Consider the following 14,360-nt stretch of genomic DNA (forward strand, 5'->3'; position numbering starts at 1 on the left):
GCTCAGTCGGGGATCGCCCCGGGCAGGTCGTGGATGGAGTCGAGGACCCGGTCGGCGAGGGCGAGGGCCTCGGACGCCGGCGGGTAGTGGGGGTTGGGGATCGCGATGACGTGCATCCCCGCCGCCGCCGCCGCGCGGATGCCGCCGCCGGTGTCCTCCACCGCCACCGCGTCGGCCGGTGCGACACCGAGCAGCTCGAGGGCGCGGAGGTAGACGTCCGGTGAGGGCTTGCCGCGGGCGACCTCCTCGCTCGACACCGTCGCCGTGAAGCACTCCGTGAGGCCGGTCTGGTCGAGCACCGCGTCGATGAGGGTGCGGGTGGAGGAGCTGGCGACGCCGAGCGGGTACCGGGCGGCGAGGGCGCGGACGGCCTCGACGACGCCGTCGATGACGGGCGGGTCGGCGCGGTAGCGGGCGATGAGCCGCTCCACCACCATCGCCGCGATCTGCTCCGGGGTGCGCGGGACCCCGAGCTCGGTGTGCATGTAGCCGGTCCACTCGGGGGTGCTGAGGCCCATCATGTCGCGGTGCGCGGAGGGCCTCCACGTGCCGCCGAGCTCGGCGGTGAGGCCCTCCCGCACGTCGTCCCAGATCTCCTCGGAGGAGATCAGCACGCCGTCCATGTCGAAGACGACGGCCCGGGTCACCCGGCGGCCGCCCCACGGCGGTAGCGGCTGACGGACAGCGGCACGAACACCAGCAGGATCCCGGCGGTCCAGGCGAGGCTCGCCAGGACGTCGCCCGCCCACTCCCCGCCCAGCACCAGCGCCCGCACCGCGTCGACGGCGGCGGTGACGGGCTGGTGCTCGGCGAACACCCGCAGCCAGTCGGGCATGTTCTCGGTCGAGACGAAGGCGCTGGAGGCGAACACGAGGGGCAGCATGATCGGGAACGCGGCCGCCTGCGCGGTCTCGGCGTTCGGCACCGACAGCCCGACGAACGCGAAGATCCACGAGAGCGAGTAGCCGAAGAACAGCAGCACCGCGAGCCCGAGCAGGAGCTTGAACCCGTTCGTCTGGACGCGGAACCCGACGAGGAACCCGACGCCGAGCATCAGGGCCACGACGAGGACGTTGCGGGCGAGGTCGGCGAGGGTGCGGCCCGCGAGGACGGCGGAGCGCGCCATCGGCAGGGAGCGCAGGCGCTCGATGAGGCCGCGGTTGCGGTCCTCCGCGAGGCCGACGGCGGTGTTGATCGCGCCGAACGCGATGACCTGGGCGAAGATCCCGGGCATGAGGTAGTTGACGTATTCGACGCCGGGGACCTCGATGGATCCGCCGAACACGTACCGGAACATCAGCACGAACAGCAGCGGCTGGATGGTCGCGAACACCAAGAGCTGCGGCAGCCGCCGGATGGTGAGGAGGTTCCGCCACGTCATGGCGAGGGTGTCGCGCACCGCGAACCCGAGGCCGGACATGGGGTGCACCGCCTCCATGGGCGTCGGGCGGTCGATGGTCTGCGTGGTCATGCCGCCACCTCCGCGGGCCGGCCGGTCAGGGTCAGGAAGACGTCGTCGAGCGACGGTTCGCGCACGGCGGCGGTGGCGGGTTCGACGCCGGCGGCGTCGAGGGCCCGCACCACGTCGATGAGCGCGCGGGTGCCGTCGTGGGCGTTGAGGCGCAGGGTCGCGCCGTCGCGGGTGAGGGTGCCGAGGTCGAGGCGCTGCAGGGCCGCCTCCGCGGTGACGGCGTCGGTGTCGCCGGCCATGGTCACCTCGACGACGGTGGCGCCGAGGCGCTGCTTCAGCTCCGTCGACGTCCCCTCGGTGATCACCTTGCCGTGGTCGATGACGACGATCCGGTCGGCGAGGAGGTCGGCCTCCTCCAGGTACTGGGTGGTGAGGAGGACGGTGGTGCCGTCGGCGACGAGCTCGCGCACGACGCGCCACAGGTCGCTGCGCGACGCGGGGTCGAGGCCGGTGGTGGGCTCGTCGAGGTAGAGCACGGGCGGGCGGTGGACGAGGGCGGCGGCCAGGTCGAGCCGGCGCCGCATGCCGCCCGAGTAGGTGCGCGCCAGCCGGGCGGCGGCCTCGGTGAGGCCGAACCGCTCGAGCAGCTCGTCGGCGCGGGGGCCGATGACCTTGCGCGGCAGGTGGGTGAGGGTGCCGATGAGGATGAGGTTCTCGCGGCCGGTGAGGTTTCCGTCGATCGCGGCGAACTGCCCCGCGAGGCCGATGCGGGTGCGGACGACCTCGGGGTGGGCGGCGACGTCGATGCCGAGCACGCGCGCCTCCCCCGCGTCGGGGCGGAGCACGGTCGCGAGGATTCGCACGGCGGTGGTCTTGCCGGCGCCGTTCGGGCCGAGCACCCCGAGCACGGTGCCGGCGGGGACCTCCAGGTCGATGCCGTCGAGTGCGCGCACCTCGCCGTACGTCTTGACCAGTCCGCGCACCTCGATCGCCAGCTCACGGTCCGTCACCGCCATGGCGGCCTCCTCCCGAATACTTCTCACCTGTCAATTGTTCACGCTAGTCGATGATTGATCATTGGTAAAGACCGGCGCGAAAGCGTTAAGCTGGCGGTCATGGGAGCGCACCTCGAGGCAGGCACGGGGCACGGCGACGACGAGGGCGGGCGGTCGATCGCCCGGGAGGCGTGGGCGATCCTGGTGGGGGTGTCGATGGCCCAGCGCCGGGTGTGGCTGGAGGCGGGCCAGGCGGAGGGGTTGACGCCGCCGCAGGCGATCTCCCTCATGCGCCTCAGTCCGGAGGACCCCCGCAGCCTCGGCGATCTGGCGAAGCACATGCACTGCGACGCGAGCTATGCCACCGCCCTCGCCGACCGGCTGGAGGAGCGGGGCTTCGTCGAGCGGCGTGTGAGCGCGACCGACCGCCGGGTGCGGGAGCTCGTCCTCACGGCCGAGGGCCTCGCCGCCCAGCGGCGCCTCCGGGCGGCGTTCACCACTCCCCCCCTCGGCCTGGACGAGTTGCCGGAGGAGGACCAGCTCGCCCTGATGCGCATCGCGGAGCGCCTCGCCGAACGCGCCGACCCGGATGTCGCCCGGTCACTCGGCATGCCCGTCCGTGACGCGCCGGTAGGCTGACCCCCGGAGCGGGCCACGCATCCAGCGGCCCCGGAATCGTCTCGGAGGTCGGTGTGGAAGCGCGCCTGCTGGAGTCGGTCTTCCCCACCGACTCGAACCCCCGCGGGAACCTCTTCGGAGGGACGCTGGTGAGCTGGATGGACAAGGCCGCCGGCATCGCCGCGATGCGCCGCGCCCGCCAGGTCGTCGTGACCGCGAGGATCGAGGACATCGAGTTCAAGGTCCCGATCATCGTCGGCGACCTCGTCGAGGTGAACGCCCGCGTCGAGCACGTCGGCCGGACGAGCCTGAAGGTGCGGGTCGACGTCTCGAAGGAGAACCCCCTCACCGGGACGAGCCAGCTCTGCACCACCGGGAACTTCACGATGGTCGCCATCGACGCCGACCGGAAGCCGACGCCCGTCGACCCCGAGGACTGACGAGGTGCCTCCGGCCGAGGACACCGGGGACGACCTCGCCGTCTACGTCGTCGCGGCGACCGGGGGCGACGACCTCGACGCCGTGATGGCGGGACTCGACTCGATCGCCCTCACCGAGACCCTCTACCTCGTCCGCACCGACCTCACCCAGTCGCGGCTCTACCACCATGTGAAGCGCGAGACCGATCCGACGACGCTCTTCGTCGGCCGGCTCGACAGAGCGCCCAAATTCAAGGGGATGACCGAGGGCTCGCTCGCCACGCTGCGCGACTGGACCGCCGACGACGCCATCTGAACGGGGCGGAGGACCTACCCCCCGCTCACCCGCCCCGGCCTCAACGGACGCACGTGGGTCCTCACCTTCTCCAGCGCCTTCATCAGGGCGGCGTGGTCCTTCGCGGTGAGGTGCTCGCTGAAGTGACGGAGGATCCCGTCGCGGTGGATCCGCCGGGAGACGTGGAGGGCCGCGAGGCCGTCGGGGGTCGCGTGGACGAGGACGACGCGACGGTCACCCTCCGGCCGCTCCCGCTGGACGAAGCCGGCCTTCTCCATCTTGTCGATCACCCGGGTCAGGCCGCTCTTGCTCGCGAGGATGCGGCTTGCGATCTCGTTCATCGGCACGCCCTCCCCCGCCTCCTCCAGGTGCACAAGGACGTCGTACCAACGCAGCGACAGGCCTCCGGCGGCCTCCATCTCGGCCCCGAGGACGTCCGGGAGCGCGAGGGCGCACTCCAGGAAGACACGCCACGTGGCGAGCTCCTCCGGACTGGGGCTTGACAGGACTGGTACGCCGTTAGATTGTTCGTCTTGCAACATTCTTTCTCGCAAATGTCGTGGAGGGAATCGATGCAGAGCGTAGCATCGCGCGGCGGACGGACCGGGGTGGTGGTCGAGACCCACCCGGTCGGTGCCTCCCCCTCCGGTGCGCCGGTCGCGGGCCGGCGCGGAAAGGCAGCCATGTCCGTGGACAGCAGCACCCTCACCGCCATGTTCCACCGCACGAACGACACCGGCCTCTCCTACTGGGGGCCCGGCGACCGCTACACCTTCCTCGTCACCGGCGAGGAGTCCGGCGGCGCCTACTTCGCGATGCTCGCCGTCGTCCCGCCGCAGGGTGGCCCCCCGCCGCACACCCACCGCGACGAGGACGAGACCTTCTACATCCTCGAGGGGCGCCCCACCTTCCGGCTCGGCGACCGCCGCGTCGAGGCCGGCCCCGGCGACTTCGTGAACATCCCGCGCGGCATGCTCCACTGCTTCCGCAACTTCAGCGACGAGCCCGTGCGGATGATCCTCACCTTCACCCCCTCCGGCATCGAGCACTTCTTCCAGGAGACCCTGGAGCGCGCGTACGACCTCACCCAGGACCCCCCGGACAACCTCGAGGAGGTCGGCGCCCGCTACGCCGAGGCCGCCCCGCGGTACGGGATGGAGTTCTTCCTCGACCTCCCGCCCGCCACCGCCTGACGACACCGCACCGCCGGGGGCGCGCCCTCACCCCCCCGAGATCGCCCCGATCACGATGAGCGGCTCCTCCCCCGCCACCACCGGGCCGGGGAGGGCGCCCGCCGGGTCGTCGTGGGAGAGGTCCCGCCCGCAGGCCATGTAGCGCATGTACGGCCGGCGGACCCGGGTCCGCCGGTCGCGGATCGTCCCCCGCAGCGCCGGGTGGGCGGCCTCCAGGGCGTCGAGGGCGTCCGTGATCGACGGGGCGTCGCCCGGCACCGCGACCACGACCTCCGCCCCGACGCCCGCCAGCGTCCGCAGGTGGGTGGGCAGCGCGACGCGGACGGCGACGGCGCTCACGCCAGCGTCTGCACCTCGACCGACAGCACCGACGGCAGGTGCTCCACGATCGGCGCCCACGTGTCCCCCGAGTCCGGCGACACGTAGACCTCCCCGCCGGTCGTCCCGACGTAGACGCCGCAGCTGTCGAGCGAATCGACCGCCATCGCGTCGCGCAGCACGTTGACGTAGCAGTCGCGCTGCGGCAGCCCCTCGGTCAGCAGCTCCCACTCCCCGCCGCCCGTGCGGCTGCGGGCGACGCGCAGGCGGCCGTCCGGCGGGTAGTGCTCCGCGTCGCTCGTGATCGGCACCACGTAGACCGTCTCCGGCTCGTGGGCGTGGACCGCGATCGGGAAGCCGAAGTCGCTCGGCAGGTTGCCGCTCACCTCCGTCCAGTGGTCGCCGGCGTCGTCGCTGCGGCACACGTCCCAGTGCTTCTGCATGAACAGCGTGTCCGGCCGCGACGGGTGCATCGCCAGGTTGTGCACGCAGTGCCCGGCGGCGGCACCGGGGTCGGGGAGGAACTCCGACCGCAGCCCGCCCGTCGCGATCGTCCACGTCGCGCCGCCGTCCTCCGTGCGGAACGCCCCCGCCGCCGAGATCGCGACGAACATCCGCCGCGTGTCCCCCGGGTCGATGAGGATCGTGTGCAGGCACAGGCCGCCCGCCCCCGGCATCCAGGCGGGTGCGCTGACGTGGCCGCGCAGGCCCGGCGACTCCCGCCACGTCACGCCGCCGTCGGAGGAGCGGAACAGGCCGGCGTCCTCCACCCCGGCGAACACCGTGTCCGGGTCCTCCGGCGAGGGCTCCAGGTGCCAGACGCGCGAGAACTCCCACGGGTGCGGGGTGCCGTCGTACCACCGGTGCGTGCCCGTCCCGCCCGTGTAGGCGAAGTCGTTGCCGACCGGCGCCCACGACCCCCCGCCGTCGTCGGAGCGCTGCACCACCTGCCCGTGCCAGTCCGTCCACTGCGACGCGTACAGGCGGTCGGGGTCGGCCGGCGAGCCATGGACGTGCATCACCTGCCAGCCGCCGAACAGCGGCCCCTGCACCGTCCAGTCGCGCCGGGCGGCGTCGGAGCGGAGGATGAACGCGCCCTTACGCGTCCCGACGAGCACTCTCACCGACGACATGCGGGGCCTCCCGGTACGCGGACCGGCCCATCCTCCCGCCACCCCACGTGCTCGCGCCACCCCCGGGGGTGGCGCGCACCCTGGGCTAGTGGAGCACGCCCGCCGGGATCACGAACCGCGTCGGCTCGCCGGCCTCGGCGACGGTCGAGTAGCCGACCCGGCCGCCGTGCAGACCGCCCTTCGGCGCCGCGGCGACCTGCTCCTCCGCGATCGCGTGGTGGTCCATCACCCAGGCCATGATCGCGCGGTAGTCACCCCCCGCGGCGAGGATCGCGGCGCGTTCGATGACCTGGCCCCCGGAGGCGTGTGGCCTCGACAGGCGCGTCACAACGGAGCGGATCTCGGAGTCGTCCATGTGCCGAACCTACTCCCCTCGGCGCAGAACGCCGCATCGGCCCCACCCCGCGGGGCCCTACGGCGTGTACCGCCACACCCGGTAGGTGCCACGTCCGCAGGTGCCGTACCCCATGCCGATGCGGCCCGTGACCACGTACCGCGAGCGGTCGAGGGTCGCGAACCGCTTGACCCCCGCGTAGGTCGCGCGGAGCCCGGCCCGCCGCGCCAGCGCCACCGCGGCCCGCGCCGACCGGGCGCGGGCGATCAGCCCCTCGGGCACGTGGCACCGGGCGTCCAGGGCGGGCAGGCTGCCCGCGAGGTACAGCTCCGAGCCGATCCGGACGTCCATCCGCTGGGTGTCCTGGGGTCCGAACGGGCTGTCGGAGAACGTCGGGCGGTCCGCAAGGGAGATCATCACGCGCCACCCGGCGCGGGTGCGCCGCACCGGCCAGTCCAGCGACCGGCTGTTCTCGGTCAACCAGTCGGTGATCGGCCGCGGCACCGCTCCCTGGCCGTTCAGGGCGATGATCCGCGCCAGTCGCTCCGCGGGGACGCCGGATCCCGGGCACGGGTACGCACCCGACGTGGTGTGGCGGCCCGGCAGCGCGAACCGGTCGGCGATGTACCACCCGTTCGGATCCGGCGCCAGGTACGGGGCGAGGCCGACGGTGCCCCGGCCCGTGATCAGGTCGAGGCGGGGCGGGAGGATCTCGAAGGCGACCCGGCCGTCGGCGACACCCGCGGCGGAGCTCGTCGCGGAGGCCGTGTACTCCGACGGCTCACCGTCCTCCGTCGTGGTCTGGCAGATCACCGTCTCCGTCCGGGTGTACGCGAGGTCCGTGGCACGGGCCGCCTGCACCTGGGGCGCGAACGGCCGCCGGGTCGGCTCGCCGAGGGCGGGGTCCGCGATCGCCGCGAGCGTCGCCCGGCGCGCGGCGGCGGAAGGGTCGAACGTGAAGCGGGCCGAGCCCGACCACTGCGTGATCGGCGCCCCGGCGACGCCGTCCCAGCTCGCCGTCAGCGTCCCCCGCACCCCGGAGCCCGGGGCGACGGCCAGCGCCGGCGGGGCGGCCATCGCGAGCACGACGGGCAGGGCGACGATCACGCGGCGGAGTCTCATGCGGGCCTCGGTGACGGGGGATGCCGCGGGCACGCTAGCGGAGCCCCGGCCCCGTCACGGCGTCGTCGTCACGGCCAGCGCGATCACCACGTCCACCGCGGTGCCCGCGGGCACCTGCGTCGCGGCGGCCGGATCCTGGGAGAGGACCGTCCCCGCGGGCACGTCGGAGCGCGCCTCCTGCGTCACCGCGCCGGGCCGCAGGCCGACGCGCGCGAGCTCGGCGGCGGCATCGTCCACGGTCCGGCCCGCCAGGTCCGGCACGGTCACGGTGGTGCTCGGCGGCGGCGTGGTGACCGCCGGGGGACCGCTGCTGACCGTGACCGCCACGATCGACCCGGTGGGGATCCGCACGCCCGCCGCGGGGTCCTGGGACACCACCGTGCCGACGGGGGCCGACGTGCTCTCCGCCTCCAGGTACCGCCCGGTCAGGCCCACCTCCTGCAGCTGGCGCTCGGCGTCGTCGCGGGTGGCCCCCGTCAGCGCGGGCACCACCACGTCCGCCGTCGTCCGCGCCGGGGCGCCGTCGCCGTCGCCGTCGTCGCGCAGCAGCAGGAGGGCCGCGCCCGCGACCAGCAGCAGGGCGAGGAGGGCGACGAGCGCCCACGGCCACCGCGACGACCGCGGCCCCGGGGGCGGGGGCGGCGGGATGACCGCCGGGGGCGTCTCGCCCACGGCGGCGAGCAGGCGGCCGCGGAGCTCCTCGGCGGAGCGCACGCGGCCGGCGAGCGCGTCGTCGATCGCCGCGCGCACGGCGGGCGGCGGCTCGGAGCCGGCCAGCAGGTCGCGCAGCGACCCCCCGGTCGCGGCGACGGACGGATCCGCCCCCGGGGCACCGGCGCCGGAGCCGTCGGCGAGGCGGGTGACGCGCAGCGTGCCGTCGGCGGTGACGAGCGCCGACGCCACGACGGGCTCGGAGCCGTCGCCGGCGTTGCGGCGCGCCGCGATGCTCGCGTCGAGCAGCGCGACGCCGAGGCCGACGGCCTCCGCCACCGGCAGCGGCGCCCGGTGCCGGGCGAGCTCGTCGAGGGGCGTTCCGGGGATCAGCTCACCCGCCGTGTACGCGCCCCCGCCGGGCAGCTCCCCCGCGTCGAGCACGGCCACCGCCGCCGGCGTGTGGGCGTGCACCGCCGACATCCGCCGTCCGTCGGCCAGCAGCACCTCCGCCGCCCGCGGGTCGCGCTCCACCACCCGCAGGGCGACCTCCCGGTCGAGGTGGCGGTCGAACGCCAGGTAGACACGGCCCGACGCCAGGCCGCCGCCCAGCATGCGGATCAGCTCGTACCGGTCGGCGACGACCGCGCCGGGGCCGAGGGTCATGGGGCGGGCTCCACGCGGCGAGCATAGACCGGGCGGCTCACGACCCCCGCGTCCCGGGTCCGGCGCCGCCGGGCAGGTCCCACCGGTGCCCCGGCGCGCCCGTCGCTCCGCGCTCCAGATAGGCCTCCGTCATGGCGGCGAGGGCCCGCGCCCGGTCGGTGCCCCCGCCCACCGCCGCGAGGGCCCGGCGCTGCCACACCGCACCCGTCACGCCCGTCTCCACCCGCTCCGCGATCACGTTCAGCCATCCGTCGGCGTCGGCGGCCTCGACGCCCATCCCCGTCAGCCCCGCCCGCGCCACCGGCAGGAGGCGGCGCACCAGCTCCGCCGCCGGGAACGGCCGGGGGCTGGGGGCCTCCTGCGACGGCCACAGCAGCGTCGCGTCGAGCCCGGCCCGCGACGCCGTGTAGAAGTTGCGTCGCGCGAACTCGAACGGCAGCGACCGGCACATCCACCCCATCTGGGGCGCCAGCGCCAGCGTCAGCCCCAGCAGGAACGCCACGTTCGCGGTCATGTCGGCGACCGTCGGCCCGGCGGGCAGGGCGCGCATCTCGATCCGCAGGTGGGGGTCGTCGCCCAGGTCCACGACCGCGCGGTTCCACCGCCACACCGTCCCGTGGTGCAGGCGCAGCTCGTCCAGGGCGGGGGTCCCGCCGGTGGCGACCACGGCGAGCGGCTCCTCCTCGTCACCCACGACGGGGAGGATCGGCACGTGCAGGGCCACGCTCTCCGCGAAGGGCTCGACGGGGGAGGCGATCCACCCGTGGCCGAAGCTCGCGCGGCTCGGCAGCCAGGCGGCCCCGATCGGGGCGCGGTCGTCGACCGCCTGGCCGAACAGGGCGATCCGCGTCTCGGCCCACAGCAGGTGCTCCAGCAGGATCGGGGAGTTCCCCGACACCGCCAGGACGGGGGCGACCGCCGCCTGCGCGGCGTTGAACACCGAGGCGAACGCGCCCGGCGGGACGCGCAGGTGCACGTGCAGGCCGGTCGCGGCCCCCTCCAGGGTGATGTCGTCCCAGTCGAGCAGCAGGGGCTCGTCGCCGTCGATGCCGATCTCGAACGGCCCGCCGCGCAGGCCGCGCAGCCCGGCCTGCAGGGCCCGGAAGCGCGGGGAGTCGGTCATGGCGTGGGCGCCGAGGTCGTCGCGGCGCAGGGTCGGCAGGATCCCGATGGCGATCGGCCGGGCGCCGACGCCGGCGGCGGCCGCGGCCACCCGGCCGAGGCCGGCGGCGAGGTTGTCGTGGATCGCCCCCAGCGGCCGCCCCGCCAGCATCACCGGCGCCGTGTTCAGCTCGAGGTTGAAGCGGTCGAGCTCCACGTCGAGGTCGGGGTCGCCGGCGGCGGCCTGCACCTCCCGGTTGAGCGGCGCGGGACGGGCGTCGGCGTCGACCAGGCCGATCTCCACCTCGACCCCCGTCGACGGCGGCCCGTCGCCGAACCCGGGGCGCGCGACCACCTGCTCCAGCGCGCGGACGCCGTCGCGGCACCGGGCGGCGAACCGCCGGTGGTCCTCGTCCGAGAAGCTCTCGGTCGCGATCTCCTCGCCCATCCGCCCTCTCGTTCCCCGGGTCCGCGGGTTCCCCTGGCACACCCCTCACCGGGAGAGTAGAACCCCGGGGATGCCCGCTCCCCCGTCACCCCAGACACCCGGGGAGGACGAGGCGGGGGGGATCCGGTTCGCGTCGCGCCGCGGACGGCTCATCCTGCTCGCCACCGTGCTGGGCTCGGGGATGGCGTTCCTCGACGGCACCGTCGTCAACGTCGCCCTGCCGAGCATCGGCGAGGACCTCGGCGCCGACCTCGCCGGCCTGCAGTGGACGGTCAACGCGTACGCCCTGACGCTGGCGGGCCTGCTGCTGATCGGCGGGTCGCTCGGCGACCACCTGGGGCGGCGTCGGGTCTTCGCGTTCGGCGTGGCGTGGTTCGCCGTCGCGTCGCTGCTCTGCGCGGTCGCCCCGTCCATCGAGACCCTGATCGCGGCGCGGGCGATCCAGGGGGTCGGCGCCGCGCTGCTGACACCCGGCAGCCTCGCCCTGCTCGAGGCGACGTTCCACCCCGACGACCGCGGCGCGGCGATCGGCGCGTGGTCGGGCCTGGCGGGCGTCTCCACCGCGTTCGGCCCGTTCCTCGGCGGCTGGCTCGTCGAGGCCGTGTCGTGGCGGCTGATCTTCCTCATCAACCTGCCCCTCGCGGTCGTCGTGCTCTGGGCGAGCCGGGCGATCCCGGAGTCGCGCGACCCCGCGGCGCAGGGGGTGCGGCTCGACTGGACGGGGGCGGTGCTCACCGCGGTGGGCCTGGCGGGGGTGACCTACGCCCTGACCGAGGGACCCGGGGCGGGCTGGGACGACCCCGCGGTCGTGGTGCTCGGCCTCGGCGGCGTCGCCTGCCTCGCCGCGTTCGTGCTCGTCGAGGCCCGCGGCCGCCACCCCATGGTGCCCCTCGGGATCTTCCGGTCCCGGACGTTCTCGACGGCGAACATCATGACCTTCGTGGTCTACGGGGCGCTCGGCGCGGCGCTGTTCCTTCTGCCGATCCAGCTCCAGCAGGTCGCCGGCTACAGCCCGATCCAGGCGGGCTCCGCGCTGATCCCGATGACGATCGTGATGCTGCTGCTCTCCACCAGCGCCGGACGGCTCTCGCAGCGCATCGGCCCGCGCATCCCCATGGGCGTCGGCCCGATCGTCGCGGGCGGTGGGCTGGCCCTGTTCACCCGCATCGGCGAGGGGGCGTCGTACGTCACCGACGTCCTGCCGGCGGTGCTGGTGTTCGCGCTCGGCATGTCGATCACCGTCGCGCCGCTCAACGTCACCGTGCTGAGCGCCGCGGGCGCCGACCGCGCCGGGGTCGCGTCGGCCATCAACAACGCCGTCGCCCGCGTCGCCGGCCTCCTCGCCGTCGCCGTGATCCCCGTCGTCGCGGGGATCTCGGGCGACGACTACCTGGTCCCCGAGGCCTTCGACGAGGGCTTCCGCACCGGCACCCTTATCTGCGCGGGGCTGTGCGTCGCGGGCGGCGTGTTCACCTTGATCGCCCTGCGCAACCCGCCCGCGCCGGCGGAGACCGAGGACGTCCCGCCGCACTGCTGCCTCAACGGGCCGCCCCCCGAGATGCCCGCCGACCACCCCGCGGCGGCCGCGGCCTCCTGACCGAGGCGACGGCGGCCCCTCGGCACGCGATACTGGCGGCATGGGCACACCGCTCGTGATGATCGTGGAGGACGACGCGGCCCTGCGGTCGGTCCTCGTCCGTGGCCTCCAGGAGGAGGGGTTCCGCTGCGAGGCGCTCGACACGGGCGCCCGCCTGCTGGAGCGCGTCGAGGTCGTCTGCCCCGACGCCGTGGTCCTCGACATCGGCCTGCCCGACTGCGACGGCCGCGACGCCTGCCAGGCGCTGCGGGCCCGCGGCATCGACTCGCCCGTCATCTTCCTGACGGCCCGCGACGCCCTCGTCGACCGCCTCGCCGGGTTCGAGGCGGGCGGTGACGACTACCTCTCGAAGCCCTTCTCCCTCGACGAGCTCCTCGCCCGGCTGCGGGTCGCCGTGCGGCGGTCGCCCGGCGCGGGCGGCGCCGTGCGGGCCGGCGGCGCCGAGCTCGACCCGGCGTCCCACGCGCTGCGCGCCGGCGACGCCCTGGTGCGGCTGACCCCGACCGAGTTCCGCATCCTCGCCGCCCTCTTCGCCCGGCCGGGCGAGGCGGTGCGCCGCCGCGAGCTGGTGCGGGCGGGGTGGCCCCACGGCGCGATCGTCAACGACAACACGCTCGACGCCTACATCGCGCGGCTGCGACGCAAGCTGCGCACGCTCGAGGCCGCCCCCTCCCTCGAGACGGTCCACGGCGTCGGGTACGCGATCCGGTGAAGGGTCGCCGGCGGCCGCTCGCGCTCCGCACGCGGCTGCTCCTGCTGATCGTCAGCGGCGTCGGGTTGACCCTGGTGCTGCTGATCGTGGTCTTCAACGTCGCCCTCGCGCGCAGCCTCGACAACGACGCCGAGGAGATCGTCGAGGGCCGCGCCCAGAGCGAGCTCGCCGCCCTGATCGTCGAGGACGGCCGCATCGTTCCGCCCGAGGACATCGTCGCGCCCCGCCTGGAGACGCGCGCCTGGGTCTTCGAGGGGACCGTCCCCCTGCGGCGCCCCCCCGCCGACGTGGAGCTCGACCGCGCCGCCGCGGCTCTCGCCGACGAGGCGCCCGGGACGACCGACCTGGGGTCCCGGGCGCGGCTCTACTCGCTCCCGGTCCTCGACGGCGACCGCCGCGTCGGCACCATCGTCGCCGCGATCTCCCTGGAGCCGTACAACCGCACCCGGTTCCTCGCGCTCGTCGCGTCCACCGCCCTCGGGGTGCTGGTGCTGAGCGCCGTCGCGCTCTCGTCGGCGCTGCTGCTGCGCGCCGCCCTGCGACCCGTCTCGCGGATGACCTCCGACGCCGCCGCGTGGAGCGAGCGGGACCTCGACAACCGCTTCGCCGCGGGGCCCCCGCACGACGAGATCACCAACCTCGCGGCGACGCTCGACGGGTTGATGGACCGCCTCGCGGCGGGCATGCGGCGCGAGCGGCGCCTCACCGCCGAGGTGTCGCACGAGCTGCGGACGCCCCTCGCCCAGATCCGCGCCGAGGCCGACCTCGGCCTGCGCCGCGAGCGCACCCCCGAGGAGTACCGGGCGGCGCTCGAGGTCATCCGCGCCGGGGCGGAGCGCATCGAGGCCACCGTCGAGACCCTCATCGCCACCGCCCGTCAGGAGACGCTGCTGCCGCGCGGCACCGGCGACCCCCGCGGCGCGGCCGCCGACGTCATCGCGGCCTGCACGCCCCTCGCCGACGACCGCGGGGTCGAGCTGGTGCTGCGGGGGGAGCCCGACGTGCGCGCCGGCGTCGAGACCCCCGTCGTCGAGCGGATCCTGCAGCCCGTCGTGGAGAACGCCTGCCGGTTCGCCCGCGCCCGGGTGACGGTGACCGTCGCCGACGCCGCGCCCGGCGTCGTGATCGAGGTGCGCGACGACGGCCCCGGCGTCGCCGACGGCCGCCACGAGGCGATCTTCGAGCCGGGGGTGCAGGACCCCGGCGACGGCGACCCGCACCGCAGCGGCGCCGGCCTCGGGCTCCCCCTCTCCCGCCGCCTGGCGCGCGCCGCCGGCGGCGACGTGACCGCCCACCCCGCCCCCACGGGTGGCGGGGCGTTCACCGTGAGCCTGCCGGCCGCCTGAG

Annotated in this window: 17 protein-coding genes; 7 read left to right on the top strand and 10 right to left on the bottom strand. The window is 75.0% G+C overall.

Annotation, left to right across the window (positions count from 1 at the left end; translation table 11 throughout):
* Nucleotides 1–2 precede the first annotated feature (2 nt).
* Genes IU369_RS12745 through IU369_RS12755 form a run of 3 tightly spaced genes read right to left on the bottom strand, consistent with a single transcriptional unit; the run spans nt 3 to nt 2,427 of the window.
* Nucleotides 3–647: an HAD family hydrolase gene (locus tag IU369_RS12745; protein ID WP_217921360.1), complete on the bottom strand. Its 645-nt coding sequence runs from the start codon at nt 645–647 to the stop codon at nt 3–5.
* Nucleotides 644–1,471: an ABC transporter permease gene (locus tag IU369_RS12750; protein WP_217921361.1), complete on the bottom strand. Its 828-nt coding sequence runs from the start codon at nt 1,469–1,471 to the stop codon at nt 644–646. The genes IU369_RS12745 and IU369_RS12750 overlap by 4 nt, the downstream gene beginning before the upstream one ends.
* Complete coding sequence (locus IU369_RS12755; protein WP_217921362.1) at nt 1,468–2,427, bottom strand: ATP-binding cassette domain-containing protein; 960 nt, start codon at nt 2,425–2,427, stop codon at nt 1,468–1,470. Before IU369_RS12755 ends, IU369_RS12750 begins: the two co-directional genes overlap by 4 nt.
* A gap of 99 nt (nt 2,428–2,526) precedes the next feature.
* Between IU369_RS12755 and IU369_RS12760 the strand changes: the two genes are divergently transcribed.
* Genes IU369_RS12760 through IU369_RS12770 form a run of 3 tightly spaced genes read left to right on the top strand, consistent with a single transcriptional unit; the run spans nt 2,527 to nt 3,759 of the window.
* Nucleotides 2,527–3,045 (top strand): MarR family winged helix-turn-helix transcriptional regulator, encoded by a 519-nt coding sequence (locus IU369_RS12760; RefSeq protein ID WP_217921363.1) that lies wholly within the window; start codon nt 2,527–2,529, stop codon nt 3,043–3,045.
* A 53-nt stretch (nt 3,046–3,098) separates the two neighbouring features.
* Nucleotides 3,099–3,464, top strand: coding sequence for an acyl-CoA thioesterase (locus IU369_RS12765; protein WP_217921364.1), 366 nt, complete (start codon nt 3,099–3,101; stop codon nt 3,462–3,464).
* A gap of 4 nt (nt 3,465–3,468) precedes the next feature.
* Nucleotides 3,469–3,759, top strand: a complete 291-nt coding sequence (locus IU369_RS12770) for a hypothetical protein (protein ID WP_217921365.1) — start codon at nt 3,469–3,471, stop codon at nt 3,757–3,759.
* Nucleotides 3,760–3,773: 14 nt separating this feature from the next.
* Here IU369_RS12770 and IU369_RS12775 read toward each other — a convergent pair whose 3' ends face one another.
* The gene (locus IU369_RS12775) at nt 3,774–4,280 is read right to left on the bottom strand and encodes a MarR family winged helix-turn-helix transcriptional regulator (protein WP_217921366.1); all 507 of its coding nucleotides are present in this window, start codon (nt 4,278–4,280) and stop codon (nt 3,774–3,776) included.
* Nucleotides 4,281–4,421: 141 nt separating this feature from the next.
* Here IU369_RS12775 and IU369_RS12780 point away from each other — a divergent pair, with 141 nt between their 5' ends.
* Nucleotides 4,422–4,931 carry a cupin domain-containing protein gene (locus tag IU369_RS12780; protein WP_217921367.1) on the top strand — a complete coding sequence of 170 codons (510 nt, stop codon included), beginning with the start codon at nt 4,422–4,424 and terminating at the stop codon, nt 4,929–4,931.
* A gap of 27 nt (nt 4,932–4,958) precedes the next feature.
* Here IU369_RS12780 and IU369_RS12785 read toward each other — a convergent pair whose 3' ends face one another.
* The 6 genes from IU369_RS12785 to IU369_RS12810 all read right to left on the bottom strand — a co-directional run bounded on the left by IU369_RS12785 (nt 4,959) and on the right by IU369_RS12810 (nt 10,704).
* Entirely contained in the window at nt 4,959–5,270 is a 312-nt protein-coding gene (locus IU369_RS12785; protein ID WP_217921368.1) for a ubiquitin family protein, read from the bottom strand.
* Nucleotides 5,267–6,382 carry a WD40/YVTN/BNR-like repeat-containing protein gene (locus tag IU369_RS12790; protein WP_343233161.1) on the bottom strand — a complete coding sequence of 372 codons (1,116 nt, stop codon included), beginning with the start codon at nt 6,380–6,382 and terminating at the stop codon, nt 5,267–5,269. Before IU369_RS12790 ends, IU369_RS12785 begins: the two co-directional genes overlap by 4 nt.
* A gap of 85 nt (nt 6,383–6,467) precedes the next feature.
* Entirely contained in the window at nt 6,468–6,737 is a 270-nt protein-coding gene (locus IU369_RS12795) for a hypothetical protein (RefSeq protein WP_217921370.1), read from the bottom strand.
* Between the two features lie 57 nt (nt 6,738–6,794).
* Nucleotides 6,795–7,838, bottom strand: coding sequence for a hypothetical protein (locus tag IU369_RS12800; RefSeq protein WP_217921371.1), 1,044 nt, complete (start codon nt 7,836–7,838; stop codon nt 6,795–6,797).
* A 54-nt stretch (nt 7,839–7,892) separates the two neighbouring features.
* Entirely contained in the window at nt 7,893–9,155 is a 1,263-nt protein-coding gene (locus IU369_RS12805) for a PASTA domain-containing protein (RefSeq protein ID WP_217921372.1), read from the bottom strand.
* 37 nt (nt 9,156–9,192) lie between these two features.
* Nucleotides 9,193–10,704: a glutamate-cysteine ligase family protein gene (locus IU369_RS12810; RefSeq protein ID WP_217921373.1), complete on the bottom strand. Its 1,512-nt coding sequence runs from the start codon at nt 10,702–10,704 to the stop codon at nt 9,193–9,195.
* Nucleotides 10,705–10,774: 70 nt separating this feature from the next.
* Between IU369_RS12810 and IU369_RS12815 the strand changes: the two genes are divergently transcribed.
* Genes IU369_RS12815 through IU369_RS12825 form a run of 3 tightly spaced genes read left to right on the top strand, consistent with a single transcriptional unit; the run spans nt 10,775 to nt 14,359 of the window.
* Nucleotides 10,775–12,301: a DHA2 family efflux MFS transporter permease subunit gene (locus IU369_RS12815; RefSeq protein WP_217921374.1), complete on the top strand. Its 1,527-nt coding sequence runs from the start codon at nt 10,775–10,777 to the stop codon at nt 12,299–12,301.
* A 40-nt stretch (nt 12,302–12,341) separates the two neighbouring features.
* Complete coding sequence (locus IU369_RS12820) at nt 12,342–13,013, top strand: response regulator transcription factor (RefSeq protein WP_217921375.1); 672 nt, start codon at nt 12,342–12,344, stop codon at nt 13,011–13,013.
* Nucleotides 13,010–14,359 (top strand): sensor histidine kinase, encoded by a 1,350-nt coding sequence (locus IU369_RS12825; protein ID WP_217921376.1) that lies wholly within the window; start codon nt 13,010–13,012, stop codon nt 14,357–14,359. The genes IU369_RS12820 and IU369_RS12825 overlap by 4 nt, the downstream gene beginning before the upstream one ends.
* Nucleotide 14,360: the final 1 nt, after the last annotated feature.

Origin of the sequence: Miltoncostaea oceani, assembly GCF_018141545.1 — a bacterium.
GTDB lineage: Bacteria > Actinomycetota > Thermoleophilia > Miltoncostaeales > Miltoncostaeaceae > Miltoncostaea > Miltoncostaea oceani.